Source organism: Sphaerisporangium rufum, assembly GCF_016863395.1.
Lineage (GTDB): Bacteria > Actinomycetota > Actinomycetes > Streptosporangiales > Streptosporangiaceae > Sphaerisporangium > Sphaerisporangium rufum.
Genome location: NZ_BOOU01000001.1, coordinates 21034 through 45848, shown reverse-complemented (window position 1 = coordinate 45848; position 24815 = coordinate 21034). Strand labels below are relative to the sequence as shown.

Annotated in this window: 28 protein-coding genes, 1 tRNA gene and 2 riboswitches; of the genes, 10 read left to right on the top strand and 19 right to left on the bottom strand. The window is 73.1% G+C overall.

The window, feature by feature from the left end:
• Nucleotide 1: 1 nt before the first annotated feature.
• The 6 genes from Sru01_RS00220 to bcp form a co-directional block, all read right to left on the bottom strand.
• Nucleotides 2–769 carry an ABC transporter ATP-binding protein gene (locus Sru01_RS00220; protein WP_203981731.1) on the bottom strand — a complete coding sequence of 256 codons (768 nt, stop codon included), beginning with the start codon at nt 767–769 and terminating at the stop codon, nt 2–4.
• Between the two features lie 205 nt (nt 770–974).
• Complete coding sequence (locus tag Sru01_RS00215; protein WP_203981730.1) at nt 975–1646, bottom strand: response regulator transcription factor; 672 nt, start codon at nt 1644–1646, stop codon at nt 975–977.
• Nucleotides 1643–2809, bottom strand: a complete 1167-nt coding sequence (locus tag Sru01_RS00210) for a sensor histidine kinase (protein ID WP_239136641.1) — start codon at nt 2807–2809, stop codon at nt 1643–1645. The genes Sru01_RS00215 and Sru01_RS00210 overlap by 4 nt, the downstream gene beginning before the upstream one ends.
• A 406-nt stretch (nt 2810–3215) precedes the next feature.
• A complete protein-coding gene (locus tag Sru01_RS00205) occupies nt 3216–4325 on the bottom strand; it encodes a hypothetical protein (protein WP_203981729.1) in 1110 nt (369 codons plus the stop codon).
• A gap of 98 nt (nt 4326–4423) precedes the next feature.
• Nucleotides 4424–4497, bottom strand: a tRNA-Leu gene (locus Sru01_RS00200).
• 52 nt (nt 4498–4549) lie between these two features.
• The gene (bcp, locus tag Sru01_RS00195) at nt 4550–5023 is read right to left on the bottom strand and encodes a thioredoxin-dependent thiol peroxidase (protein WP_203981728.1); all 474 of its coding nucleotides are present in this window, start codon (nt 5021–5023) and stop codon (nt 4550–4552) included.
• A 123-nt stretch (nt 5024–5146) separates the two neighbouring features.
• On the opposite strand from bcp, the gene Sru01_RS00190 reads away from it, so the two are divergent.
• Nucleotides 5147–5473, top strand: coding sequence for a DUF3618 domain-containing protein (locus Sru01_RS00190; protein WP_203981727.1), 327 nt, complete (start codon nt 5147–5149; stop codon nt 5471–5473).
• Nucleotides 5474–5613: 140 nt separating this feature from the next.
• Here the strand turns inward: Sru01_RS00190 and Sru01_RS00185 are convergent, their stop codons facing one another.
• The gene (locus Sru01_RS00185) at nt 5614–6801 is read right to left on the bottom strand and encodes an amino acid deaminase/aldolase (RefSeq protein WP_203981726.1); all 1188 of its coding nucleotides are present in this window, start codon (nt 6799–6801) and stop codon (nt 5614–5616) included.
• 84 nt (nt 6802–6885) lie between these two features.
• Nucleotides 6886–8316: a hypothetical protein gene (locus tag Sru01_RS00180; protein WP_203981725.1), complete on the bottom strand. Its 1431-nt coding sequence runs from the start codon at nt 8314–8316 to the stop codon at nt 6886–6888.
• 94 nt (nt 8317–8410) lie between these two features.
• Between Sru01_RS00180 and Sru01_RS00175 the strand changes: the two genes are divergently transcribed.
• The 5 genes from Sru01_RS00175 (at nt 8411) to Sru01_RS00155 (ending at nt 10666) form a co-directional block, all read left to right on the top strand.
• Nucleotides 8411–8935 carry a DinB family protein gene (locus tag Sru01_RS00175; RefSeq protein WP_239136639.1) on the top strand — a complete coding sequence of 175 codons (525 nt, stop codon included), beginning with the start codon at nt 8411–8413 and terminating at the stop codon, nt 8933–8935.
• 139 nt (nt 8936–9074) lie between these two features.
• The gene (locus tag Sru01_RS00170) at nt 9075–9665 is read left to right on the top strand and encodes a cysteine hydrolase family protein (RefSeq protein WP_203981724.1); all 591 of its coding nucleotides are present in this window, start codon (nt 9075–9077) and stop codon (nt 9663–9665) included.
• A 140-nt stretch (nt 9666–9805) separates the two neighbouring features.
• The gene (locus Sru01_RS00165) at nt 9806–10258 is read left to right on the top strand and encodes a DUF5753 domain-containing protein (RefSeq protein ID WP_203981723.1); all 453 of its coding nucleotides are present in this window, start codon (nt 9806–9808) and stop codon (nt 10256–10258) included.
• The gene (locus Sru01_RS00160; protein WP_203981722.1) at nt 10251–10442 is read left to right on the top strand and encodes a DUF397 domain-containing protein; all 192 of its coding nucleotides are present in this window, start codon (nt 10251–10253) and stop codon (nt 10440–10442) included. Before Sru01_RS00165 ends, Sru01_RS00160 begins: the two co-directional genes overlap by 8 nt.
• 5 nt (nt 10443–10447) lie before the next feature.
• Complete coding sequence (locus Sru01_RS00155; protein ID WP_203981721.1) at nt 10448–10666, top strand: DUF397 domain-containing protein; 219 nt, start codon at nt 10448–10450, stop codon at nt 10664–10666.
• A 49-nt stretch (nt 10667–10715) separates the two neighbouring features.
• Here Sru01_RS00155 and Sru01_RS00150 read toward each other — a convergent pair whose 3' ends face one another.
• Nucleotides 10716–11627 (bottom strand): helix-turn-helix transcriptional regulator, encoded by a 912-nt coding sequence (locus Sru01_RS00150; protein WP_239136636.1) that lies wholly within the window; start codon nt 11625–11627, stop codon nt 10716–10718.
• Between the two features lie 141 nt (nt 11628–11768).
• Here Sru01_RS00150 and Sru01_RS00145 point away from each other — a divergent pair, with 141 nt between their 5' ends.
• Together Sru01_RS00145 and Sru01_RS00140 are read left to right on the top strand one after the other, a co-directional pair.
• A complete protein-coding gene (locus tag Sru01_RS00145; protein WP_203981719.1) occupies nt 11769–13235 on the top strand; it encodes an MFS transporter in 1467 nt (488 codons plus the stop codon).
• A 212-nt stretch (nt 13236–13447) separates the two neighbouring features.
• Nucleotides 13448–13843 (top strand): hypothetical protein, encoded by a 396-nt coding sequence (locus tag Sru01_RS00140; RefSeq protein WP_203981718.1) that lies wholly within the window; start codon nt 13448–13450, stop codon nt 13841–13843.
• Between the two features lies 1 nt (nt 13844).
• Here Sru01_RS00140 and Sru01_RS00135 read toward each other — a convergent pair whose 3' ends face one another.
• The 9 genes from Sru01_RS00135 to Sru01_RS00095 form a co-directional block, all read right to left on the bottom strand.
• Nucleotides 13845–14207, bottom strand: coding sequence for a GntR family transcriptional regulator (locus Sru01_RS00135; RefSeq protein WP_203981717.1), 363 nt, complete (start codon nt 14205–14207; stop codon nt 13845–13847).
• Nucleotides 14191–15177 (bottom strand): hypothetical protein, encoded by a 987-nt coding sequence (locus Sru01_RS00130; RefSeq protein WP_203981716.1) that lies wholly within the window; start codon nt 15175–15177, stop codon nt 14191–14193. The genes Sru01_RS00135 and Sru01_RS00130 overlap by 17 nt, the downstream gene beginning before the upstream one ends.
• Before the next feature lie 153 nt (nt 15178–15330).
• Complete coding sequence (locus tag Sru01_RS00125) at nt 15331–16707, bottom strand: L-serine ammonia-lyase (protein WP_203981715.1); 1377 nt, start codon at nt 16705–16707, stop codon at nt 15331–15333.
• 68 nt (nt 16708–16775) lie between these two features.
• Complete coding sequence (gcvH, locus tag Sru01_RS00120; protein ID WP_203981714.1) at nt 16776–17162, bottom strand: glycine cleavage system protein GcvH; 387 nt, start codon at nt 17160–17162, stop codon at nt 16776–16778.
• Entirely contained in the window at nt 17159–18250 is a 1092-nt protein-coding gene (gene gcvT / locus Sru01_RS00115; RefSeq protein WP_203981713.1) for a glycine cleavage system aminomethyltransferase GcvT, read from the bottom strand. Before gcvT ends, gcvH begins: the two co-directional genes overlap by 4 nt.
• 33 nt (nt 18251–18283) lie before the next feature.
• Nucleotides 18284–18382: riboswitch (glycine riboswitch) on the bottom strand.
• A riboswitch (glycine riboswitch) is annotated at nt 18383–18480 on the bottom strand.
• A gap of 17 nt (nt 18481–18497) precedes the next feature.
• Entirely contained in the window at nt 18498–19205 is a 708-nt protein-coding gene (locus Sru01_RS00110) for a gamma-glutamyl-gamma-aminobutyrate hydrolase family protein (RefSeq protein ID WP_203981712.1), read from the bottom strand.
• Nucleotides 19206–19211: 6 nt separating this feature from the next.
• Nucleotides 19212–19976: a 3-oxoacyl-ACP reductase gene (locus tag Sru01_RS00105; protein WP_203981711.1), complete on the bottom strand. Its 765-nt coding sequence runs from the start codon at nt 19974–19976 to the stop codon at nt 19212–19214.
• A gap of 46 nt (nt 19977–20022) precedes the next feature.
• Entirely contained in the window at nt 20023–21366 is a 1344-nt protein-coding gene (locus tag Sru01_RS00100; RefSeq protein WP_203981710.1) for an aldehyde dehydrogenase family protein, read from the bottom strand.
• Between the two features lie 67 nt (nt 21367–21433).
• On the bottom strand, nt 21434–22780 hold the full coding sequence (locus Sru01_RS00095) for a glutamine synthetase family protein (protein WP_203981709.1): 1347 nt from the start codon (nt 22778–22780) through the stop codon (nt 21434–21436).
• A gap of 238 nt (nt 22781–23018) precedes the next feature.
• Between Sru01_RS00095 and Sru01_RS00090 the strand changes: the two genes are divergently transcribed.
• Together Sru01_RS00090 and Sru01_RS00085 are read left to right on the top strand one after the other, a co-directional pair.
• Nucleotides 23019–23840, top strand: coding sequence for a hypothetical protein (locus Sru01_RS00090; RefSeq protein ID WP_239136635.1), 822 nt, complete (start codon nt 23019–23021; stop codon nt 23838–23840).
• 86 nt (nt 23841–23926) lie between these two features.
• Nucleotides 23927–24121: a hypothetical protein gene (locus Sru01_RS00085; protein ID WP_203981808.1), complete on the top strand. Its 195-nt coding sequence runs from the start codon at nt 23927–23929 to the stop codon at nt 24119–24121.
• 22 nt (nt 24122–24143) lie between these two features.
• On the opposite strand, the gene Sru01_RS00080 is transcribed toward Sru01_RS00085, so the two are convergent.
• Nucleotides 24144–24788, bottom strand: a complete 645-nt coding sequence (locus Sru01_RS00080) for an alpha/beta hydrolase (RefSeq protein WP_203981708.1) — start codon at nt 24786–24788, stop codon at nt 24144–24146.
• Nucleotides 24789–24815: the final 27 nt, after the last annotated feature.

Here is a 24815-nt window from a genome sequence, read left to right as displayed (position 1 = left end):
CTCACGCCTCCAGCTTCATCAGGGTGTCCAGCACGGTCTGCGCGGTCGGCCGCAGCACCTCGGTGACCAGCAGGCCGTCCCGCAGGAACACCACCCGGTCGGCGTAGGAGGCGGCCACCGGGTCGTGGGTGACCATGACGATCGTCTGGCCCAGCTCGCGAACCGACGTGCGCAGGAAGGCGAGCACCTCGGCCCCGCTGCGGGAGTCCAGGTTCCCGGTCGGCTCGTCGGCGAAGATCACCTGCGGCTTGGTGGCGAGCGCGCGGGCCACCGCGACCCGCTGCTGCTGCCCGCCGGACAGCTCGGCGGGGCGGTGACCGAGCCGGTCGCGCAGCCCGACGGTCCGGATGACCCGGTCGAGGAGCTCCTGGTCGGCCTGCCGGCCGGCGATCTCCAGCGGCAGGCGGATGTTCTGCTCGGCGGTGAGGGTCGGCAGCAGGTTGAACGACTGGAAGACGAAGCCCACCCGGTCGCGGCGCAGCAGCGTCAGCTCGTTGTCGCTCAGCCCGGTGATCTCGGTGTCGCCGATGCGCACCTGGCCGGAGGTGACGGTGTCCAGGCCGGCCAGGCAGTGCATCAGCGTCGACTTCCCCGAGCCGGACGGGCCCATGATGGCGGTGAACGCGCCGGTGTGGAATCCGACGTCCACCCCGCGCAGCGCGTGCACGGCGGCGTCGCCCGTCCCGTACACCTTGGTCACCCCCTGCGCGGCGACGGCGACGGTGGCCGGGCCGGTCCGCGGGCCGGACGCCTCTCCGGTGACGGTCACGTATGGCTCCTCAAGCAGTGATCGGGCCCGCGGATACCCCGCCGACCTGCGGATCTGTTCCGCGGAGACCACGCTATTGCCGCATCTGCCGCATTTCCCCAGACCTGCGGACGGACCTCGGCCAGTCCTTGGGCATCGGGCCGGCCACCCGGGTACGACTCCCGAGGTACGCGGGCATCGGCCGTTCGGCCGATCCCGGCCGGTGTCAGCCGCCCCGGCCCAGCGGGGCGATCAGCCCTGTCTCGTAGGCGAACACGACCGCCTGCGCGCGGTCGCGTACGCCGAGTTTGCCGAGGACCCGGCCCAGGTGGGTCTTGACGGTGGCCTCGGCCAGCGTCAGCCGTTCGGCGATCTCCGCGTTGGACAGGCCCCGGCCCACCAGCACCAGCACCTCGCGCTCCCGGGCGGTGAGCCGGCCGAGGGCCGCCGGCTCGGCCACCGGTGTGCCGGGCAGCTGCGCGGTGAAGCGCTCCAGCAGCCGCCGGGTCGTGCTCGGCGCCACCACCGAGTCCCCGGCGTGCACCGACCGGATGGCGCTGATCAGGTCGGACGGCGGCACGTCCTTCAGCAGGAACCCCGAGGCGCCGGCCCGCAGCGCCGCGAACGCGTACTCGTCCAGGTCGAACGTGGTCAGGATCAGCACCTTGGGGGCGTCGTCCAGGGTGAGCACCCGGCGGGTGGCCGCCACCCCGTCCATCCGGGGCATGCGCACGTCCATCAGCACCACGTCGGCCGGTACCGAGCCGAGCAGCTCGACCGCCGCCGCCCCGTCCGCGGCCTCGCCGGTCACCTCGATGTCCGGCTGGGCGCCGAGCACCATCCGAAATCCGGCGCGCACCAGTTCCTGGTCGTCGACCAGCACCACCCTGATGGTCATGCCGCCCTGCTCACCGGCAGCCGCACGCTCACCTGGAAACCTCCTCCCGGGCCCGGGGCGGCCCGGACGCTCCCGTCGTACATCGCCACCCGCTCGCGCATCCCGATCAGGCCGTGCCCGTCGGTGCTCTGCGGCGCGGCGGCGCCGCGCCCGTCGTCGGTCACCATCAGCGTCACCTCCGCCGGACCGTGGTCGACGGTGACCGACGCCCGCACCCCCGGGCCGCCGTGCTTCAGCGCGTTGGTCAGGGCCTCCTGGACCACCCGGTAGATCACCAGCTGCTCGCCCTCGGCCAGTTCGTGCGGCGTTCCGTTGACGGTGAACTCCACCGGCATCCCGGACCGGCGCACCTGCGCCACCAGCCGGTCCAGGTCGGCCACCCCCGGCTGCGGCGCGTACTCCTCAGGGCGATCATCGTCCTCGCGAAGCACGCCGACCAGGCGCCGCATCTCGGCCAGCGCCTGCCGGCCGGTGCCGGCCACCGTACGCACCGCGGCGCGTGCCTGTTCGGGGTCGCTGTCGATGGCGTACCCGGCGCCGTCCGCCTGGACGATCATGACGCTGACGTTGTGCGCGACCACATCGTGCAGTTCGCGGGCGATCCGGGCCCGCTCGTCGGCGATGGCGATGCGCGCCCGCTGGTCCCGCTCCCGCTCGGCCCGCTCGGCGCGCTCCTCCAAGCCCTCCAGGTAGCGGCGGCGCATGTTGGCGTAGATGCCCGATACCCATGCCGTGATCACCGCCAGCGACCCGGTGACGAAGGCCGGCATCGTCACTCCGCCGTGCGGCAGCACGACCAGGGCGATCCCGAGCTCGCTGATCGCGCCCGCGGCCAGCGCCCACGGCAGATCGCGGTAGGCGGCCACCGCGTACATCGCGACCACCACCGCCATGTTGGCGGGGATCGCGGCGCACCCGGCGGCCCACTGCGTGAAGCTGATCAGGGCCACCGCGGCGAACACCAGGATCGGCCGGTGGCGCCGCCAGCCCAGCGGGGCGAGCAGCGCCGCCGACAGCGCCACATACCCGGCCCATCCGCCGCCCATGGCGGCGGCGGCGTCATCAGAGATCATCACCAGGCAGAGCGCGAACACCGGGACCACGACGAGCGCGTCCGCCAGCGTCTGGTGGCGGGCGCGGAAGGCGCGCATTCTGCCGAACACGTCACCACTTTACGTTCCGCCAGTTCACCGCCTTTCCCCCTGGAGGCGGATCTCGCCCTACGACTCCTGACGTACCAGATGCGCTGCTTACAGCCCGCTTACGGGCCGTGAGCGATAGTTGTTCCTGGGAGCACACCTCCGGGTGAGCAAAGGGAGATCGCGATGTCGGGGAAAGCCGGGTCGCGCGGCTGGGGGGATGCCGCGTGACCCGGCGGACCCTGACCCGCCCGCCCGTCCCGCCTTGACGCCCCATGCCCAGCGGGCTGACATGGCCGAGCCGCCTCCACCACGTGGAGGCGGCTCCATGCTTTGCGGCGGTACGGCCGGTCTTCCCGGCCTCCCGTGGCCTGCCGGTGCCGGGAGGCCACGGTTCCGCCGGAGCGCCCGTGGTCGCGTGCCGGGGCGATCAGCGGCCGCGCCGGCGGATGTCCTCGGTGACCTCCTCCTCGACGGCCAGCCAGTTGCCGCCGGCGGTGCGCAGCGCGGGCAGCCAGCTACCGGCCGTGTCCCGGCACTCGCCGAGCTGCCCGGCGGCCTGGTCGCACATCTGGTGGAACCCCTGGTGCAGGCCGAGGAGGCCGATCGCGCCGAACCCGGGTGTGCCGACCTTGTTGCCGGCGCAGAGCTCCTGCGCCCGGCTGAGCGGGCCGGTCACGACGTCGTCCAGATCGGCCGCCAGAGCCTTGAGCGCGGCCGGGCGCACGTCGACCAGCGCCCGGCGCTGTGCCGCGGTCGGCGCCCGGTGGCCTGGCGGTACCGCCGATCCCTTGGGCACCTCGTGCGGCGGGTCCAGGTCGGGCACGGCACCGGTCAGTGCCGACGGACCCTTGTTGAGCATCAAGGGCCACGCTCCGATGCCGGCGTAGCCGGCCGGCCTGGCCACCCAGGCGACCACCTCGGGTGACGCGAGGGGGGCCTTGCCGGCTCTGATGAGCTTGAGGATCCAGTTCATCAGCTGGACCAGCCGCAGGACCAGCTTGTTGAGCAGCTCCGCTACGAACTTGACGAGCTGGTTCAGCTTGGTGACGAGCCCCCGCACGCGCGCCAGCGCCAGCGCGGTGTCCGTGAGGGCCACGCCCTGCCCGCCCGGCACGCTCCATTTCGCCGCCGCGCTGAGGCACAGGGCGCCCAGCGGCACCGAAGACAGGCCGCCCACCGCGTAGCCCAACGAGAGGCGGGACGTCACCGCCTGCATCTTGTCGAACATCTCGGCGGCCTCGTCCAGCACCGCCTGGTAGGGGCGCAGCCGGGTGTCCACGAAGGCGTCCCGGGCCGCCTCGTGCCAGCCGTCCGCGTGCCGCCGCACCGCCTCGGTCATCTTCTCCCGCGCGTCGCGCACCAGGTCCCGGGCGTCGCCGAGCGCGGCGCCGGCGGCCCAGATCTGCCCGGGATGCGACACGCAGGCCCCCAGAAGCAGAGCGGCGGGCGCCAGCGGAGGGAAGAGGACGGCGGCGGAACCGGCGAGGGCGGCACCCGTGATGCTGGGCGCCGGGCTCAAGGTGTACATGGCGTTCACGTCGGCGCCTCCTGCCGCGTCGGTGACGGCCGCACCGGACGCCCGGGCCAGGTGGTCCGGAGGCCCGGATCGCCGGGCCGTCGCGCGGGCCGCGTACGTGGGGTCGGTGGGATTCGAACCCACACTGTCAGGTACCTAAAACCTGTGCCTCCTGCCATTGGGCTACGACCCCGGCCTTTCCGGCGCGGCCATCCTAGTTCAGCCGCGGGCGCCGTCCCTAGCGATCAGGCGAGATCGAGATCTTTACGCAGCCGGGCCACGTGACCGGTGGCCTTCACGTTGTAGAGCGCCTTCTCCACCCGGCCCTCCGCGTCGATGACGAACGTCGAGCGCAGCACGCCGACCGTGGTTCGCCCGTACATGGTCTTCTCGCCGTGCGCGCCGTACGCCTTGTGCACCTCGAGGTCGGGGTCCGACAGCAGGGGGAAGGTCAGCGCGTCGCGCTCGGCGAACTTCGCCAGCCGGGCGGGGGAGTCCTTCGACACGCCGAGCACCGCGAACCCGGCGGCCGCCAGGGCGTCCAGGCTGTCGCGGAAGTCGCACGCCTGCTTGGTGCACCCAGGGGTCATCGCGGCCGGGTAGAAGTAGAGGATGACCCGCCGGCCGCGCAGATCCTTCAGCGCGACCTGCTCTCCCCGGGCGTCGGGCAGGGTGAAGTCGGGCGCGGTGTCGCCGGGCTCCAGTCTCGTCTGTGTCACGGGGACAACTTACCGGCCCGCCCGCCGTGCCGGGCGGTGGCCGGACCTGACAGACTGATCGCCGTACGTGGTGGCGGGCCGTGGACGGCCCGCTCCGGCAGGAAGAGAAAAGGGGATCTGTCAATGGCGGACACCGATCCCGAGGGGCTCGAACGGCGGATCGAGCGCACCCGGGCCGAGCTCGCCGTCACCGTCGACGCCATCGCCGACCGGGTCAGCCCCCGGCGCGTCGCCGAACGCCAGGTGGCCCGGGTGAAGGCCAACGCCGAGCACCTGGTCGCCACGGCGCGCGACATGCTGGGCGGTGTCACGCACCCGGCCGAGCCGGGCGCCGAGGACGGCCGCCCCGGCGAGCGTCCGCCGGCGAGCCTGGCGCCGGTGCTGATCGGCGTGGGCGCCGTCGTGGTGCTCGGCGCCACCATCATGCTCTGGCGGCGCCGCCGCCGCTGACCCGGGGCGGGCCATCGGTCCGGTCCGAACGGCGACCACCTCGCGCCGCGGGGCGGCCTGCCCGGGGCGGCTGATCGGGTCACCAGAGCACGGAAGGCCCGCCGGCACGCCGGCGTGGTGGTCCGGCCTCGGGCCGTGGTTCACAGGAAGGTCCGGCCCTCGCCGCGGTAGGTCGGCACGGTGGCGACTATCCGGTCGCCCTCCACCAGGTGCAGGGCGTCGAACCGCTCGCACAGCTCGCCCGCCTTGGCGTGCCGGAACCACACCCGGTCGCCGACGCGCAGGTCGCGGGCGGGGGCGCCGAGCAACGGCGTCTGCACCTCGCCCGCGCCCTCCCTGGCGTCGTAGCGCAGCCCGGCCGGCAGGTACGGCTGCGGGAGCCGGGACGCGCCGGGGGCGCCGGAGGCGTGGTAGCCGCCGCCGAGCACCGTCACCACCCCGGGGGCGGGCCGCCGGACCACCGGCAGGGCGAACATCGCCGCCGGGCGGCCGGTGAACCCGCGGTAGAAGTCGAACAGCCGGGGGTGGTAGAAGCCGGAGCCCGCCGCGACCTCGGTCACCATCTTCTCGCGGGCGGTCTTCTCCACCGAGCCGGTGCCGCCGCCGTTGACGAACTCCAGGTCGGCCACCTCGCGGACCGCCCGGACGATCCGGCCCCGGCGTACCGCCAGTTCCCGCCGGGAGCGGGCCTGCACGGCGCGCAGCGCGACCCCGTACGGGCCGGGCACCCGGTCGCCGACCCCGGCGATCTGCGACTCGTAGGCCATCAGGCCCACCAGCCGGAATCCGGGGCGCCCGGCCACCGCGGCGGCCAGCGCGGCGGCCTGCGCCGGCTCGCGGATCGTCGAGCGCAGCGCCCCGGCCCGCAACCGGCCGCCGAGCGCGACGAACCCCGCGTCAATGTCCAGACATATCCGGATCTCTTGGCGGGCGGGCACGCCGGCCACCGCCCGGTCCACCAGATCCAGCTGGTCGGTGTGGTCGGCCATCAAGGTGATCTCCCGCGCGGCCCGCGGATCGCCCGCCAGCGTGGCCAGGGCCGCCCGGTCGGCCGTGGGGTAGGCGACCAGGACGTCGGTGAAGCCCGCCCCCACCAGCCACAGCGCCTCGGGCAGGGTGAACGCCATGATCCCGGCGAACCCGTCCATCGCGAGCACCCGCTCCAGCACCGCCCGGCACCGGATCGACTTGCTCGCCACCCGGATCGGCTTGCCGCCGGCCCGCCGCGCCATGTTCGCACCGTTGGCCCGCAGCGCGTCCAGGTCGACGACCGCGAACGGCGGGTCGAGATCCGCGGTGGCCCGGTCGTATCGCTCTCGGTCGTCCATGGCCGGAAGCTTAGACGCGCGGGAGAGGTGAGCCTAGGTCATGTTTCGGTGCATCGCTGCAGGTGCCGGCGGTGTCACCCAGCGTCAAGCCGATCTATTCCGGGAGGCGAACGCCAGGCCCGCCGCCAGGCAGGCCACCGGGACGGCGGGCAGCACGTACCGGTGGTCGAAGGCGGCGATCAGCGGCGGCAGCAGCAGGCACGTCATCGCCACCGCCCACGGCAGCAGCACCGGCCCGCCCAGCCGCCGCCACCGCGCGAGAACGCCGGCCAGCCCGGCCAGCAGGATCGCGGCCAGGAACGGACCGCGCAGATAGCCCTGCTCCTGGTAGGCCCGCAACCACCCCGCGTACGGCGCCACCACCGAAGTGTCCGCCCGGACGCCCTGGTAGGCGGCGGTCAGCTCGGGCGCGCTGCGCCCGGCGGAGGCGGTCTTGCCGGTGAACGGCTTCACCGAAGCCGGGAAGACGTACGCGCTCTGCGGGCCGGGCGCCGGATACACCCGCCGGGTCCACTCGAAGCTCCACAGCGCGTCGCCAAGGCCGGTGCGCAGGAAGTCCGCCGGCTGCGATCGGATCGCCAGCTTGGCGAACGCGCCGGACAGCCGTTCCCGGTCGGCGTCCTTGCCGACGCCGGCGATCGGCGAGTCCGCGTCCCAGATGTAGACCGGCGGAGCGGGCCGAGCGGCCACCGGTTCGTCCGGGCACAACCGCCGCTCCTCGCCGGCCGGACGCATCACCGCGCAGTCGGCGAAGCTCATCGTCCGCGCCCACAGCCACAGGTTGCTCTGCCCGAGGCCGAACGTGCCGTAGTCGGCGCGGTACCAGACGGCGTACCCGCCGAGCCCCACCGCGGCGGTGAGCGCGCACGCCAGCACCGGCCGCCACCCCGCCCGGGCGAGCAGCAGGCACACCACCACGACGGCCAGCACCGCCAGCCCGACCGTGCGGGCAAGTGTGGCCCCGGTCAGCAGGACGCCGACCCCCACCGTCGTCCACACCCCCGGCCGGTCCCGCCACAGCAGCACGGTCACCGCGACCGTCACCAGGAACGCGAACAACAGGTCGGCCATGATCAGATGTTCCAGCTGCACCATGTGCACGTCGAGCAGCACCGGGAGCGCGGCCAGGGTGGCCCCCCAGCCCGGCAGCCTGGCGCGGCGGCGCAGCACCGCGTACACGCACCCCGCCATGCCGAGCCCCAGCAGGTGCTGGACGGCGACCACGGCGGTGAAGGACTCCAGCGGGCGCAGCAGCCACAGGAAGAACGGGTAACCCGACGGGCGCGACTCCAGCGGATGCACCTCCAGCGCGGCCTGGACGTACACCAGCGAGTCCGCCCAGAACCACAGCGCCGGCCGGTACCCGAGCATCGCCAGCAGCCGTAGCGCGGCCCCGGCGGCCAGCGCCACCAGGAACACCAGGTGCGCCCGCAGGAACGTTTGCGGCCCGCCGCGCACCGGCCGGGCGCCGGGGCCCGCTTCGGCCACCGCCTCGGTCGTCTCCGTGCCCGTCATCCCGCCTCCCCGGCCTCTCGCGAGCCAACATGCTAACGACCCGCCCCGGCCGCTCCCCGGCTTGACCGCGCGAAAACCTCTACGATCCGGACTTGTGATCGATCAACGGCTCATGCTCCCTCCGGACGCCGATGAGCGTGCGATGCTGGACACCTTCCTCGACTGGCACCGCGAGGTGCTGGCCCGCAAGTGCGCGGGCCTGACCGACGAGCAGCTCCGGCGCCGCGCGGTGCCGTCCTCCAACCTCAGCCTGCTCGGGTTGATGAGACACCTGGCCGGGGTCGAGCGCTGGTACTTCCAGGCGGTGATCGCCGACGACTGGCGCGGGAGCCTGTACACCGCCACCGGTGACGCCGACGAGGACTTCAACAACGTCGCCGCCGCGACCGGGGCGGCGACGCTGGCCCTATGGCGCGAGCAGGTCGAGCGGTCCCGGCGCATCACGGCCGAGCGCCCGCTGGACGCGGTCGGCACCGTCCCGGCCGGCGGGGACCACCCGACCGCCGGTCGGTCCTACACCCTGCGCTGGGTGCTGGTACACATGATCGACGAGTACGCCCGGCACAACGGGCACGCCGACCTCATCCGCGAGGCCATCGACGGCACCGCCGGCGAGTGACCTCGGCGGCCGCCGGTCGCCGTCAGGCATGGGCGAACGCCCGGCGGGACTCCGCCGGCGCGGTCCGATGATCGTCAGCCGGGACGGGGCCCGGCGGCGAGGAACGAAGAATGAAGAATGAAGAATGAAGAATAGGGTCATGACCGAGATCCAGCTCGACGACGACGCCGCACTGATCGTCGTGGACGTGCAACAGGGCTTCGACGACCCGTACTGGGGTCGGCGGGACAACCCCGCCGCCGAGCGCAACATCGTGGCCGTGATCCGCGAGTGGCGGGCGAGGGGACGGCCGGTGGTGCTCGTCCGGCACGACTCGACCAGCCCGGGATCGCCGCTGCGGCCCGAGTGCCCGGGCAACGCCGTGCGGGCCGAGGTCCTCGCCGCGCTCGGCCCCGAGGAGCCCGGCCTGTTGGTCACCAAGTCGGTGAACTCCGCCTTCTACGGCGCCCCGGACCTGGACGCCTGGCTGCGCGCCCGCGGCATCGGGCAACTGGTCGTCATCGGCGTCCAGACCAACATGTGCTGCGAGACCACCGCCCGGATGGCCGGCAACCTCGGCTATCGGGTGCTGTTCGTCATCGACGCGATGCACACCTTCGACGCGACCGGTCCGGACGGCGAGGTCGTCACCGCCGAAGACCTCACCCGCGCCACCGCCGCCAGCCTGCACCACGGCGAGTTCGCCACCGTCCTGCCCACCGCCACCCTGCTCACCGCCTCCGCCTCCTGACCCGCCCGGCACGACCGGCAGAGCGGCGGCGGCTCTCTCATCGGCCGGATCGGTCGCTGTACATGCCGATGCGCCATTCCCCGGACCGCTCTCCGGTCTCGGCCGCGAGCCGCTCCGGATGCGCCCGGACCATGTCCAGGGTGAACCGGCCGGCACATGCGTGCTTGTCTCCGCCGGTCCTCCGGCATTCGGCCCCGCTGACGCGGCGACAGGCGATCCTCCGCCGCGGCAGGCCGCCTTCGCTGCTCGTCCTGCTCGATGAGGCCGTGCTCTATCGCGTCATCGGTGATATAGAGGTGATGCGAGAGCAGTTGGCGCACCTGATCCAGCTCGCTCGCCGCCCGGAGATCACCCTTCAGATCGTGCCACGCACGGTCAGGGCGCACTGCGGGCTGGCCGGCGGGTTCATCATCGCCGAACGGGACGGTTATCCGTATGCCGCGTACACCGATGCGCAACCTTTCGGGCGAACCGTGATCGAACGGCACCTGATCAGGGAGCTGACCCGGCGGTACGACGCGCTCCGGGCCGAAGCGCTCCCGTCCGGCAGGTCACTCCACCTCATCGAGGAAGCGGTGAAGCCAGGTGAATGATCTCCAAGGCGCACAGTGGCGTAAGAGCACGTTCAGTTCGGACTCCGGGGAGTGCGTGGAGGTCGCATCGACCACGACCGGAGTTCGCGGAGTCCGGGACAGCACCGGAGGCGGCGCCGCCCTCGCCTGCCCCGATGACGAGTGGTCGGTGTTCGTCACCGGGGTCAAGTGGGGGGACATCTGAGCGCCATGTCCGGATCGCCATGGCCGGTCGAGCGGCCACTCCCGCACGAGTCGCATTGGTACAAGAGCAGCTACAGCGCCGATCAGGGGGAGTGTGTCGAGGTGGCCTGGCGCTCCGGCGTGCGGGCGGTCCGCGACAGCACGCGGGTCGATGAGCCTGTTCTCACCTGCTCGGCCGACGAGTGGTCGGTGTTCGTCACCGGCGTCAGGTGGGGCGACCTCTGACCGCACCGGCGGGACGGGGCCGGCGATCGGGCGGTGACCGCGGGAGCGATCATCGGCGGGGTTCGCCGGCCGCGCCGCCGTGCCGGGCCATCGGCGGCTCGGCCGGGGCGCCGGCCGCGAGCAACTGGAGCGCCGCCTGCGAGTAGGTGCCGGGCGCCGCGGTGTAGGTGATCATCCGGTGCCCGGTCTCGTCGGCCAGGTCGAGTACCTCGAACTCCAGCTCCAGGTCGCCGAGCTCCGGGTGGCGCAGGTGCTTCGTACCGGACAGGCACCTGCGTACCGGGTGCCGGGCCCAGCGGGCGGCGAACTCCGGGCTCTTGACGCACAGCTCGCCGATCAAAGCGGTCAGCTCCGGGTCGTCCGGATGGCGCCCGGCCACCAGCCGCAGCGACGCCACCGCACGATCGCCCTCCTCCGCCCACCGGGAGTACAGCTCGCGGGTGTGCGGGTCCAGGAAGAGCATCCAGGTGAGATTCGGCCGGTCGGCCGGGCGGTCCGGCGCGGCCTCGTCCAGGTGGCCGGCGAGCAGCCGGTGCCCGAGCCGGTTCCAGGCCAGCACCTCGCTGCGCCGCCCGAGGATCACCGCGGGCACCTCGCGCATCGCGTCGATCAACCGGCGGGTGCCCGGCCGGGCCACCTCCGGGCGGGCCGTCCGGCGGCGCCGGGCCGGCCGGGGCCGGGCCAGGTCGTGCAGGTGCCGGCGTTCGTCGTCGTCCAGCATCAGGGCCCGGGCCAGCGACTCGATGACCGACTCGGAGGCGTTGGCACTCTGCCCCTGTTCCAGCCGGGTGTAGTAGGTCATGCTGACCCCGGCCAGCTGCGCCAGCTCCTCCCGGCGCAGGCCGGGCACCCGGCGGGCGCCGTAGGAGACCAGGCCGGCGTCCTGGGGGGTCAGCCGCGCCCGCCGGCCGCGCAGGAAGGCGCCGAGTTCGCCGGTGGCCGGCTCGCCGTCGCGTCTCATGGCCACCATCCTGCCTGAACCGGGCGCCGGCTGCCTGTCCCTGCCGGTGCCAGGCAGCCGGTGGGTGGCCTCGCCCGGGTCCTGGCTGCACCGGCCGGTGGTGCGCAGGGTGAAAGGGCACTCAGCCCGAAGGGATCGCACATGACACGCCATCCGCGGACCGGCCCGCCGGACTCCCCGCCCGCCACCTCCGGCGGGATGACCGGCCGGGAACGATGGATCCTCGCCGTCCTGCTGACCGCGAGTTTCACCCTCGCCGTCGACTTCTCCATCCTCAACGTCGCGCTGCCGCTCATCGGGCGTGACGTCGGGTTCGCACTGCCGGACCTGCAATGGATCGCCACCTCCTTCGCCCTGGCCGCCGCGGGCTTCACCCTGCTCTTCGGCCGGATCGCGGATCTGTTCGGCCGGCGGCGGCTGTTCCTCGGCGGGATCGCGCTGCTCGGGGTGTCGTCGCTGGCCGGAGGGATCGCCGGCAGCCCACCGGTGCTGCTGGCCGCCCGGGTCGGCCAGGGCCTGGCCACCGCCGCGGTCGTCCCGGCGGCGCTCTCCCTGCTCACCACCTCGTTCCGCGAGGGTCCCGCCCGGGACCGGGCGCTCGGGCTGAACGGGGCGCTGATGGCCGCCGGCTTCACCACCGGGGCCATTCTCGGCGGCGTGCTGGCCGACCTGCTCAGCTGGCGCTGGGCGTTCTTCGTGAACGTGGTCGTCGCGGCCGCGGTGCTGCTGGTCGCGCCGGCCGTCCTTCGGGAACCGCCGCGCGCCGGGCGCCCGCGGCTGGACGTCCCCGGCGCGGTGACCGTCACCGCCGGCCTGCTCGCTCTGGTGTACGGCCTGACGCTCGCCGGGGAGCGGTCCTGGACCGACCCGGCCGCGCTGGTCTGGCTCGCCGCCGCCGCGGTCCTGCTGGCCGCCTTCGTGCGGATCGAGCGGCGGGCCGGTGCACCGCTGGTGCCGGTCCGGATCCTGCGTCGTCCGGCGGTGGGCATCGGGAACCTCGCGGGCCTGCTCGCCTTCGCCACCGAGACCTCGCTGGTCTTCCTGCTCACCCTCTACCTGCAGAAGGTGCTCGGCTACTCGGCGCTGGTCGCCGGGCTGTCCTTCGCGGTGCTCGGCGCGGGCACCGTGCTCGGCGGCCTGCTCGGGCCCAGGGTCGTCGGGCGGCTGGGTGGAGCCGGCGCCATCTGTGCGGGGCTGGTCGTCCAGGCGGCCGCGACGGCTCCGCTGATCTTCCTCGGCCCGGGCTCGTCCTGGATGCCGGTGCTGCTGGCCGTCACCTTCGTCGGCGGGGTGGCGAACCTGACGGCCATCGTCGGCTTCATGGTCACCGCCACGTCCGGGTTGCCGGACGGCGAGCAAGGTCTGGCGACCGGGCTGGCCACGATGAGCCAGCAGATCGGCATCACGCTCGGCATCCCGGTCATGTCGGCGATCGTGGCCGCCCGGATCGGTTCGCCCGGCGGCGGGGAAGCCGTCGCGGAGGTGCTCTCGGGGATCTCCACCGCCATCACCGCCAACACCGCTCTCTGCCTGGCCGCCGCCCTGCTGGTCGCCCTCGCCCTCCGGCCCGCCCGGCGGACGGGCGTGTCCGCCGGGGCCACCACCTGAGCTGCGGGTCCGGTGATCGGCCTCGGCCCTCTGGACTCATGATGTGCCAGGAGTGGCCGGCCGCGGACGCTCGTCCGCCGGTCGTCGCCCCGCCGTCGGATTCGGCCGGAACGGCGGGGCGGTCACGTTATCCACAGAACGTCGCTCGGTCCTGCCAGGGCTCCCCGCCTGTCGCCACGATTCGTGATGTGTCCATCACGGAGCGGGAAGGGGTGGCTACCATCATGACCGTGGCGCAGATCTGGTCGGTGATCGGAATGATGGCGGCGGGGTTCGTCACCGTCATCGGGTTGACGGTGCGGACCTTGAAGTCGGAGATCGGCGGGTTACGCGGCGAGCTGCGGTCGGAGATCGGCGGGCTGCGGTCAGAGATGATCGCCCGCTTCGAGAAGGTCGATCTGCGGTTCGCCGACGTCGACCGGCGGTTCGCCGAGGTGGACCGGCGGTTCGCCGAGGTGGACCGGCGGTTCGACGCGGTGGATCGGCGGGTGGATCGGCGGTTCGACGCGGTGGATCGCCGGCTGGACCGGCTGGAGAACATGGACCGCGAGGTCCACGCCCTGACCCTCCGGGTCTTCGGCAGCCCCCCGCCGCTGCCGGAGGAGTGAATCAGCGGGCGGCCAGCGCGGTGCGCAGGGCGGCGACGGCCTCGTCGTCGGACGCGCCGAGGTGGCGGGCGGCCGCGGCGAACCTCTCGGCGGCGTCCCGCAGTCGCAGGCGCCCGCGGTCGGCGGCGAGCTGGGTGATCGTGGCGGCCCGGCCGCGGCGCAGCTCGACCAGGCCCTCATCGCGCAGCTGCTGGTACCCGCGCAGCACGGTGTGCAGGTTGATGTCGAGCGCGGTCGCGACGCTGCGGGCCGAGGGCAGCCGGTCTCCCGGGCCGGCGGTCCCGTCGGCCACCGCCGCCCGTACCGAGGCCGCCACCTGGTCGGCCAGCGGCTGGTTGGAGGCCGGGTCAACGACGATCAGCACCGGTCGTTCCTTCGCGTAGACGGTGGAGCGAGCCGTTGACCAGCGCTGCGGCGGACTCGGCGTCGCGGGTGGAGTAGAGGAACTCCCGCCCGTCGGTCAGCCTAAGGGCCAGCACCGGGCCTGGGCCGCTGACGTATCCCCAGCCGCGCGGGCCGCCGACCAGACCGAGCCCGCGCCCGGACGTCGAAGGTCGCGCCTCGGCGGAGCGTATCTCGGCATACGGTACGAAGCGTCGCAGCCGTCCGAGCCAGGGGAGGGTGAGCTCCATCCCTCTCCCATCGATCTGCAGCCGGGTGCGGGCCTGTAGCAGCTCCGTCATGCCGATCATCACGAAGATGGCCACCGTCGGCCAGCTGGGGGACAGCATCAGCGGGAGCAGTGCGGCGAACGCCAGCAGCGCCACCCCGCGGAGCAACCGGCGATTGGACCAGCCGGACACCACGTAGATCGCGCGGGCCTGGGAGCCGAGCGTCATGGCGGGCAGGCCGGCGGGCGGCGGATCCTGGGGGGTGCCGGCGGTGGGCGGTGGGCCGGCGGCGTGCCATCCCGCCAGGCCCGCGGCCAGCGCGACCAGCGATGCCACCGGGAACATCCAGCCCGGCTCCGGCACCGGGCCGTCCGCGTCGATGAGCACGCCGAGCCCGGCGCCGACCGTGCCGGCCATGAAGCCGGCGGTGGCGAAGCTGCTGGTGACCAGCCATCGCTGCAGGCCCGGCCAGCGCCACCACCGTACGAAGATCACGGCTAACCCAAGCGCGTAGATCACCGCCACCGGTGCCGACATCCACTTCCACCGGTCCCATGAAGGGGCGAACTCCACTAGTCCGCCGGTGTAGGCGCGAGGCGGCAGCCGATCGCCGAACACGGCGACCAGGATCGGCGGGGTGAGCAGCATGACCAGTGACGGTAGGAGGGCCAGGGCGAGCCGGCGTGCTCGTCCCGGCTGTGCGAGGTCCGGTACCAAGTCCATGACGACTCCCAACTGTTTGTATCGCAATATAACACTACAAACAGTTGCCGACATAGATGTGCCGGCAGGCCGCGGAGAGCCGGCGCCGGGCATGCGTCGATCCCGCCGGCAGTGGAGGTGGTTCGGATGAAGAGCGGGCCCGCCAGGGCGGGGTCAGCACTCGATGACGTTGACGGCGAGGCCGCCGCGGCTGGTCTCCTTGTACTTGTCGAGCATGTCGCGGCCGGTGTCGCGCATGGTCTTGATGGCCTTGTCCAGGCTGACGAAGTGCCGGCCGTCGCCGCGCAGCGCGATGCGGGCCGCGGTGATGGCCTTGATGGAGGCGACGGCGTTGCGCTCGATGCACGGGATCTGCACCAGGCCGCCGATCGGATCGCAGGTCAGCCCGAGGTTGTGCTCGATGCCGATCTCGGCGGCGTTCTCCACCTGCGCGGGCGTGCCGCCCAGCACCTCGGTGAGCCCGGCGGCGGCCATCGAGCAGGCGGAGCCGACCTCGCCCTGGCAGCCGACCTCCGCGCCGGAGATGGAGGCGTTCTCCTTGAACAGCACGCCGATCGCGCCTGCGGTGAGCAGGAAGCGGACCATGCAGTCCTCGCCGGGGCTCGGGGTGAACCGGTCGTAGTAGGTCATCACCGCCGGGATGATGCCGGCCGCGCCGTTGGTCGGCGCGGTGACGATGCGCCCGCCCGCGGCGTTCTCCTCGTTCACCGCCAGCGCGAACAGGGTGACCCAGTCCATCACGGTCAGCGGGTCCTTCTCCGGGGCCTCGGTCTGCAGCCGCCGGTGCAGCAGGTGGGCGCGGCGCGGCACCTTCAGCCCGCCGGGCAGCACGCCCTCCTTGCCGATGCCGCGCCGCACGCACTCGGACATGACCTGCCACAGGTTCAGCAACCCGGCACGGATCTCCGCCTCGGTGCGGCCGAACGCCTTCTCGTTCTCCAGCATCAGCCCGGAGACCGACAGGCCGGTGTCCGCGCAGTGGCCGAGCAGCTCGGCGGCGGTGGTGAAGGGATAGGGCAGTTCGGTGTCGTCGGCCTTGATCCGGTCGGCGCCGGTGGCGTTCTCGTCCACCACGAAGCCGCCGCCCACCGAGTAGTAGACCTTCTCGCGCAGTGGCTCACCCTCGGCGGTGGCGGCGGTGAACCGCATGCCGTTGGGGTGCTGCGGCAGCGAGATCTTGCGCTCGAACACCAGGTGCTCGCCGATGACGAACGGCACCTCCCGCCGCCCGTACAGCGCGACGGTGCCGGACTCGCGCATCGTCGCCAGCCGGCCCTCGACGGCGTCCACGTCGACCAGCTCGGGCTTCTCGCCGGACAGGCCGAGCAGCACCGCCTTGTCGCTGCCGTGGCCCTTGCCGGTCAGCCCGAGCGAGCCGTAGAGGACCACGTCGACCCGGGCGACCTTGTCCAGCAGGCCGTCCTGGTCCAGACCCCGGGCGAACTTGTGCGCCGCCGCCATCGGGCCGCCGGTGTGCGAACTCGACGGTCCGATACCGATCTTGAAGAGATCGAAGACGCTGATCGCCATTGATCGGGGGTCCTAACTGCCGTGGTGCGGTGTCCCGGCGGGCGCGAGCCGCCCGCCGGGAGGGAGGATCAGGATTCGGCGGTGGTGACGGCCGTGTACTGCTCGGCGGTCAGCAGGTCGTCCGGGGTGTTCTCCACCCGGACGCGGAACAGCCAGCCGTCGCCGTAGGAGTCGGAGTTGACCAGGGACGGGTCATCGACGACGGCCTGGTTGACCTCGGTGACCTCGCCGCTCACGGGGGCGTAGATGTCGCTGACCGACTTGGTGGACTCCACCTCGCCGACGGCGTCCCCGGCCTCGACGGTGGCGCCCGCCTCGGGGAGCTGGACGTAGACCACGTCACCGAGCGCGTCCGCGGCGAAGGCCGTGATGCCGACGGTCACGACGCCGTCGGCCGGTCCGGCCACCCACTCGTGCTCCTTGGTGTAGCTGAGCTCCTCGGGAATGCTGCTCACGTGTTCCTCCGATAGAAAGGCAGGTCAACGAGGTCGACCGGTTCATGGCTACCACGGATGTCGACCGCCACGCCTTCGGACACCTCGGTGTCCACGTACGCCATCGCGATCGGCTTGCCGAGGGACTGGGAGGGCGCGCCACTGGTCACCTCGCCGACGACGGCACCGTCGGCCGGGAGCACCACAGGATAGCCGTGGCGCGGCACCCGGCGGCCACGGGCGACCAGCCCGACCAGCCGGCGGCGCGGCGGGACGTCCTTCAGCGGCGCGAGCGCGGCCCGGCCGACGAAGTCGCCGGGCTTGTCGAACTTGACCACCCGGCCGAGGCCGGCGTCGAACGGGGTGAGGCCGGCGTTGAGCTCGTTGCCGTACAGCGGCATGCCCGCCTCCAGCCGCAGGGTGTCGCGGGCGGACAGCCCGGCCGGTCGCAGCCCGTGCGCGTCGCCGGCCTTGGCGAGTTCCTGCCACAGCGCCACCGCGTCCCCGGCGGCGACGAACAGCTCGAAGCCGTCCTCGCCGGTGTAGCCGGTACGGGCGATGAGGGCGTCGATGCCGGCGACGGTGCCGGGCAGGCCCGCGTAGTACTTCAGCGAGGGCAGGTCGGCGTCGGTGAGCGTGCCGAGGATCTCTTCGGCGCGAGGCCCCTGGATCGCGACCAGCGCGTACCGGTCGGAGCGGTCCTCGACGTCGGCCTGGAAGCCGGCGGCCCGCTCGGCCAGCTCGGCGGCCACCCGCGCGTAGTTGGAGGCGTTGGCCACCACGAGGAACTCCTCGGCGGCGAGCCGGTAGACGATCAGGTCGTCCAGCACGCCCCCGTCCGGTGCGCAGATCATGGTGTACCTGGCGCGACCGGGGGCGAGCGCGGACAGGTGCCCGACCAGCGCGTGGTCCAGCGCCTCGCCCGCCTGCGGGCCGGTCACGAAGATCTCGCCCATGTGCGACAGGTCGAACAGCCCCGCGGCCGTGCGCACCGCGTTGTGCTCGGCGGACTCGCTGCCGTACCGCAGCGGCATCAGCCAGCCGGCGAAGTCGGTGAGCGTCGCGCCGAGGCTCTCGTGCACCTCGCGCAGTGGTGTGGATCTGGACATGATGCGCACCTCAGACAGGATCGGATGAGAGCATCCTCCCCCTCTGTCATCGGTGCCTGAGAGTTTCGCCCGGTATTTACCGGACTTTCACCTTCGGCGAGACCATGGCGCGGCCTGCTTTCCAGAGATCACCTGGCCCGCGCGGTCCTTTGCCTTGTGAGGTTCGCGGGGAGGGCTTGCTCCTTCAGGGGACCTGGCCGGGTGCCAGGGCGCTCTCCCGCACGGGATGATCGGTGCTCGGCCCACCCTACCAATGCCCGCCCAGGCGCGCGGCGGCGACCAGCGCCTCGAAAAGGTGCCCTTCCCGGCCGGTCTCCGGGTGCCACTGCACGGCCAGGGCGAAGGGGTGTTCCGGCAGCTCCACGGCCTCGACGGTGCCGTCCTCGGCGGTCGCCGAGACCACCAGACCGGTGCCCGGCCGGTCGGCGGCCTGGTGGTGGTAGTGCGCGACGTCCACCGGCCCGGCGCCGAGGATGCCGGCCAGCGCGCTGCCCGGCTCCGGCCGGACCGGCAGGTGGCCGTACCGGCCGGGGGCGGGGGAGTGGCCGTCGTGCCCGACCACCTCGGGCAGGTGCTGGTGCAGGGTGCCGCCGAGCGCGACGTTGAGCACCTGCAGCCCCCGGCAGATGCCCAGGTACGGCAGCCCGCCGGCCAGCGCGGCCGCCGTCAGCGCGAACTCCGCGCCGTCCCGGAACGGCCGGACGTAGCCGGTCCGGGGGTGAGCGGGCGCGCCGTACCGCGCCGGATCCAGGTCGCCGCCGCCGGCCACGATCAGCCCGTCCAGCCGCCCGGCGAGCGCGCCGGGATCGCCGGCCGGCGGCAGCAGGACCGGCTGGCCGCCGGCCCGGGCCACGTGCTCGACGTAGTCGTAGGGCAGCAGCGCGGCCGGAGTCCGCCACACGGTGTAGGCGGCCTCCTCCACGTAGCAGGTGATACCGATCAGCGGGCGGGACACCGGCGCCTACAGCGGGGTGACGTAGGCGCCGGAGATGCCGCCGTCCACCAGGAACTCCGCGCCGGTGATGAAGCTCGCGTCGTCGGAGGCCAGGAAGGCGACCGCGGCGGCGATCTCCGCGGCCTCGGCGAACCGGCCCATCGGGACGTGCACCAGGCGCCGCTGCGCGCGCTCGGGGTCCTTGGCGAACAGCTCGCGCAGCAGCGGGGTGTCCACCGGCCCGGGACACAGCGCGTTGACCCGGATGCCCTCCCGGGCGAACTGCACGCCGAGCTCGCGGGACATGGCCAGCACGCCGCCCTTGGAGGCGGTGTAGGAGATCTGCGAGGTGGCCGAGCCCATCACCGCCACGAACGACGCGGTGTTGATGATCGACCCCTTGCCCTGCCGGCGCATGTACGGGATCACGTGCTTGCAGCACAGGTAGACGCTGGTGAGGTTGACGTCCTGCACCCGCCGCCAGGCCTCGATCCCGGTGGACAGGATCGAGTCGTCGTCCGGCGGCGAGATGCCCGCGTTGTTGAACGCGATGTCCACGCTGCCATAGGTGTCGAAGGCCGTCTCGAACAGGCGCGCCACATCCGCCTCGTCGGCGACGTCGGCCCGGACGAACAGGCCGCCCACCTCCTCGGCGGCCTTCGCGCCGCCCTCCTCGTCCAGGTCGGCGCACACCACCGTGGCGCCCTCCTCGGCGAAGCGGCGGGCGGTGGCCAGCCCGATGCCTCCCGCCGCGCCGGTGATCACGGCGACCCGGTCCCGCAGACGTTGCATAGGTGACGACCCCCGGTGGGTGTGGAGAGACGGTGGTGGTTTCGGCTCAGCAGGCGATGAACACGTTCTTGGTCTCGGTGAAGGCGGCCAGCGCGTCCGGGCCCAGCTCGCGGCCGAGCCCGGACTGCTTGAACCCGCCGAACGGGGTCCAGTAGCGCACCGACGAGTGCGAGTTGACCGACAGGTTGCCCGCCTCGATGGCCCGCGCGGTGCGCAGCGCCCGGCCCACATCCCTGGTCCAGATGGACCCGGACAGCCCGTAGTCGGTGTCGTTGGCGATCCGCACCGCCTCCGCCTCGCCGTCGAACGGGACCACACCGACCACCGGCCCGAAGATCTCCTCGGTGAACGCCCGGTCGGCGGGTGAGTCGTGGGTCAGCACCGTCGGCGGGAACCAGAACCCCGGACCGGCCGGGCAGCCGCCCTGGAAGTGCGGGGTGCCGGTGACGTACGACGCCACCCGGGACCGGTGCTCGGCGCTGATCAGCGGCCCGAGGTCGGTGGCCGGATCGCGCGGGTCGCCGACGTTCAGCGCCCGCGCCGCGTCCACCAGCCGGTCGAGGAACTCCTCGTACACCGGGCGCTCGACCAGGACGCGGGAGCGGGCGCAGCAGTCCTGGCCGCTGTTGTCGAAGGCGGCCATCGGCGCGGTGGCCGCGGCGCGCTCCAGGTCGGCGTCGGCGAACACCACGTTGACGTTCTTGCCGCCGAGCTCCAGCGTCACCCGCTTGACGGTGCGCGCCGCCGCGGCGGCCACCTGCCGGCCCACCTCGGTGGACCCGGTGAACACGATCTTGTTGACTCCGGGGTGCTCGGCCAGCCGTGCCCCGGCCACCTCCCCCGCGCCGGGCAGCACCTGCAGCACCCCCTCGGGCAGGCCCGCCTCAAGGGCCAGCTCCGCCAGCCGCAGCGCGGTCAGCGGGGTGTGCTCGGCCGGTTTCACGATCACCGTGTTGCCGGCCGCCAGCGCCGGGGCGGCGCCCCACATCATGATCACCATGGGGAAGTTCCACGGCACGATCACCGCCACCACGCCGAGCGGCTCGGCGAAGGTGATGTCCACCCCGCCGGGGACCGGGATCTGCCGGCCGTGGTCGCGTTCGGGCGCCCCGGCGTAGAAGTGCAGCACGTCGCGGACGTTGCCCGCCTCCCAGCGGGCGTTGCCCACCGGGTGCCCGGCGTTGGCGGTCTCCAGCCCGGCCAGCTCGCCGGCGTGCCGGTCGACCAGCTCGGCGAACCGCCGCAGCAGCCGGGCCCGGTCACCCGGCGCGACCTGCCGCCACGGGCCGAGCACCGCCCGCGCCCGGGCCACCGCGCGGTCGGTCTCGGCCGCGTCGGCGAGCTCGACGTCGGCCAGTACCTCCTCGGTGGCCGGATTGATGATCTTCACCGTTCCTCCTCGCGCGCGGGCCCCGATCGACCGTGCCCGATCGACCGTGCCCGATCCAGGCGCCGCGTCACATCCGCTCGAAGCCGCGGTACAGCTCCCAGTCGGTCACCGCCGCGTCGAACGCCGCCAGCTCCACCCGGGCGTTGTTGGCGTAGTGGCCGACGACGTCCTGGCCCAGCGCCGCCTTGGCGATCTCCGAACCCTCCCACAGCGCCAGTGCGTCGCGCAGCGTGGCCGGCACCGTCTCCGCCCCGGAGGTGTAGGCGTTGCCGGTGCACGGCTCCTCCAGCGGCAGCTCGTTCTCGATGCCGTGCAGCCCGGCCGCGATGAGCCCGGCCACCGCCAGGTACGGGTTGACGTCCCCGCCGGGCACCCGGTTCTCCACCCGCAGCGAGGGGCCGTGCCCGACCAGGCGCAGCGCGCAGGTGCGGTTGTCCACCCCCCAGCGGACGGCCGTCGGGGCGAAGCTGCCCGGAACGTACCGCTTGTAGGAGTTGATGTTCGGCGCCAGCAGCAGGGTGAACTCGCGCAGCGCGGCGAGCTGGCCGGCGATGAAGTGCTCGCCGAGCCGCGACAGCCCGTGCGGGCCGTCCCCGGCCATCACCGTCGCGCCGTCGGTGCCGCGCAGCGAGATGTGGATGTGGCAGGAGTTGCCCTCCCGCCGGTTCGGCTTGGCCATGAAGGTGATCGACATGCCCTGCTGGGCGGCGATCTCCTTGGCCCCGCTCTTGTAGATCGAGTGGTTGTCGCAGGTGGCCAGGGCGTCGGTGAACCGGAAGGCGATCTCGTGCTGGCCCAGGTTGCACTCTCCCTTCGCCGACTCGACGTACAGGCCGGCGCCCTCCATGCCGAGCCGGATCCGCCGCAGCAGCGGCTCCACCCGGGCCCCGCCGAGCAGCGAGTAGTCCACGTTGTACTGGTTGGCGGGGGTGAGGTCACGGTAGCCACTGGACCAGGCGCTCTCGTAGCTGTCGTTGAACACCACGAACTCCAGCTCGGTGCCGACGTAGGCCGCCCAGTCGCGCCCGGCCAGCCGGTCGAGCTGGCCGCGCAGGATCTGCCGGGGCGAGGGCACGACCGGGGTGCCGTCCGCCCACACCAGATCGGCCATGACCAGCGCGGCCCCCTCCTGCCACGGCAGCCGGCGCAGCGTGCTCAGGTCGGGTTTCATCACGAAGTCGCCGTAACCGTGCTCCCAGGAGGAGATCTCGTACCCGTCCACGGTGTTCATGTCCACGTCCACCGCGAGCAGGTAGTTGCAGCCCTCGGCCGCGTGCTCCAGCACCTCCTCGAGGAAGTAGCGGGCCGACAGCCGCTTGCCCTGGAGGCGGCCCTGCATGTCGGCGATCGCCAGCAGCACGGTGTCGATCCGCCCCGCGTCCACCTCTTCGCGCAGTTCGTCGACGGTGAGCATGGCGTCCCCCTCCGGCACGGGCCTGTGACCAGACCATTGGTGGCATGCAAGCAGCACCCCCGACCCGCCGTCAACGTCACCGCCGGCGTCACCGCGACCCGCCGCGGGAACGACCGCGGGCCTTCCAGGCGTTCCACGCCTGACGGCACCGATCACGGTCGAGGGGCGCGCGGCGCCCGGCGAGGGCACGCCGGCCGGACGGGCCGCCCGGGACGGAGACGTAGCCTGGCGACGGGGGATGCGCGTGGGGGAATGGTTCGCCGAGAGGATCGTCGACAACGGCCGGCTGCCGCTGTTCTGCTTCCTGATCGCGCTGATCGTCACCTTCGTGTTCACCCGGGTGAACGTCCGGCTGATCCGGGCCCGGGTCGGCTGGTTCCGCAACGTCAGCGTGGGCGACGTGCACGTCCACCACGTGGTGTTCGGCGTGGTGCTCATGCTGCTCGGCGGAATCGCCGGGCTGGTCACCGCGGGCCTGTCCTCCGGCTGGTACGCCCTCACCGCGGCGATCTTCGGGGTGGGCGCGGCCCTGGTGCTGGACGAGTTCGCGCTCATCCTGCACCTGCGCGACGTCTACTGGTCGGAGGAGGGACGGGCCTCGGTCGACGCGGTGTTCGTCGCCATCGCGGTCACCCTGCTCCTGCTGCTCGGCCTGCGCCCGCTCGGCTGGGAATCGCCCGATCCGTCGGCGAGCGGCCGGTGGACGGCGGCCGCGATCCTCACCGGCAACCTCGTCCTGGCGGTGGTCACCCTGCTCAAGGGCAAGATCTGGACCGGGCTGGTCGGGCTGTTCGTGCCGGTCCTGCTCGTGGTCGGCGCGCTGCGGCTGGCCCGCCCCGGGTCGCCCTGGGCGCGCTGGTTCTTCGCCCCGGGCTCGCGCCGGCCCAGCGAGGGCAAGATGGCCCGCGCCGTGCACCGGGAGCACCGCTGGCGGCGGCCGGTGATCCGGGTGAAGATCGCGGTCCAGGAGTTCGTGTCCGGGCGGCACGACCTGCCCTCGGTCTGGCCCGCCGACCGCGAGCGCTCCCGGCGCCGCGGCGGTGACCGCCGTCCCGGCTGACCCGCGGTTCCACCGGAGACATGCATGATCGTCGCGCTCCGGGGGAGTGGAGACGTTCAGTGAGCATGTGATGAGGAGGCGCGGCCATGGGATTCATCGACAGGTTGGGCATCCGCGAGCTGGCGGCCCGGACGCGGCGGCGGCTGGGCTCGGGCACCGGGAACCGCACGATGGCGGCCAAGGCGCGCACCGACGAGGCCGAGGCCCGGCTGCTGCGCACCGAGGAGCGCATCAAGCAGGCCGCCGCGCAGATCCGCCGCGACCACGGCGTCCGCAGCTGAGCCGGCCGCCGGCCGCGGCCGGTCAGCCGGCGGCCGGCCCGCGCAGGAAGGCGGCGACCACCTGCTCGACGTCGGCGTCGTCCAGCCGCAGGTCGTGCCCGCCGGGACAGAGGTAGGCGGTCACCGGGTGCCCGGCGGCCAGCAGGGCGTTCGCCAGGTCCAGGGTCTGGGTCGGCGGCACCACCTGGTCGTCCGCGCCGTGCAGCAGCAGGACCGGCACGCCGGTGCCCACGTGGTTGGCGACCGTGACGTCCGCGGTGGCCGGGTCGCCGGCGGCCGGCACTTGGCCGAGCAGGCGGGCCCACGGGCTGCCGGCCTCCCGGCTTTCGGGCCAGTCGGCGGCCAGCGGGTCGGTCGGCGGCGAGGCGGCGATCACCGCGGCCACGTCGCCCGGCCGGTTCACGCCGCGCAGGGCCAGGTGCAACGCGAGATGGGCGCCCGCCGAGTGCCCGGCGACCAGCAGCCGGACGTCCGGATCGCCGGCCATGATCTCTCGGGCCGCCGCCCGCACGTCCGCCAGTTGCGCCGGCCACCTCGCCTCGCCGCTCAGCCGGTAGGTGGCCGGCACCACCTCAAGGCCGTGCCGCTGGTAGGCCTTGGCCGAGCGGTCGCCTTCCGGGCGCATCATCCAGGCCCCGCCGTGCAGCCACATCAGTACCCGCCTCATCCGGCGCATCTTAGTGAGGCGCGCCCG

Bases quoted from the DNA above. Each gene is read 5' to 3' on its own strand.
- Sru01_RS00090 (WP_239136635.1), top strand. From the start codon at position 23,019: ATGCGCGTGGGGGAATGGTTCGCCGAGAGGATCGTCGACAACGGCCGG.
- Sru01_RS00080 (WP_203981708.1), bottom strand. From the start codon at position 24,788: ATGAGGCGGGTACTGATGTGGCTGCACGGCGGGGCCTGGATGATGCGC.
- Sru01_RS00130 (WP_203981716.1), bottom strand. From the start codon at position 15,177: ATGGACTTGGTACCGGACCTCGCACAGCCGGGACGAGCACGCCGGCTC.
- Sru01_RS00155 (WP_203981721.1), top strand. From the start codon at position 10,448: ATGTCCGGATCGCCATGGCCGGTCGAGCGGCCACTCCCGCACGAGTCG.
- Sru01_RS00150 (WP_239136636.1), bottom strand. From the start codon at position 11,627: ATGAGACGCGACGGCGAGCCGGCCACCGGCGAACTCGGCGCCTTCCTG.
- Sru01_RS00095 (WP_203981709.1), bottom strand. From the start codon at position 22,780: ATGCTCACCGTCGACGAACTGCGCGAAGAGGTGGACGCGGGGCGGATC.
- Sru01_RS00180 (WP_203981725.1), bottom strand. From the start codon at position 8,316: ATGACGGGCACGGAGACGACCGAGGCGGTGGCCGAAGCGGGCCCCGGC.
- Sru01_RS00170 (WP_203981724.1), top strand. From the start codon at position 9,075: ATGACCGAGATCCAGCTCGACGACGACGCCGCACTGATCGTCGTGGAC.
- Sru01_RS00145 (WP_203981719.1), top strand. From the start codon at position 11,769: ATGACACGCCATCCGCGGACCGGCCCGCCGGACTCCCCGCCCGCCACC.
- Sru01_RS00105 (WP_203981711.1), bottom strand. From the start codon at position 19,976: ATGCAACGTCTGCGGGACCGGGTCGCCGTGATCACCGGCGCGGCGGGA.
- Sru01_RS00185 (WP_203981726.1), bottom strand. From the start codon at position 6,801: ATGGACGACCGAGAGCGATACGACCGGGCCACCGCGGATCTCGACCCG.
- Sru01_RS00085 (WP_203981808.1), top strand. From the start codon at position 23,927: ATGGGATTCATCGACAGGTTGGGCATCCGCGAGCTGGCGGCCCGGACG.
- gcvT (WP_203981713.1), bottom strand. From the start codon at position 18,250: ATGTCCAGATCCACACCACTGCGCGAGGTGCACGAGAGCCTCGGCGCG.
- Sru01_RS00125 (WP_203981715.1), bottom strand. From the start codon at position 16,707: ATGGCGATCAGCGTCTTCGATCTCTTCAAGATCGGTATCGGACCGTCG.
- Sru01_RS00190 (WP_203981727.1), top strand. From the start codon at position 5,147: ATGGCGGACACCGATCCCGAGGGGCTCGAACGGCGGATCGAGCGCACC.
- Sru01_RS00215 (WP_203981730.1), bottom strand. From the start codon at position 1,646: ATGACCATCAGGGTGGTGCTGGTCGACGACCAGGAACTGGTGCGCGCC.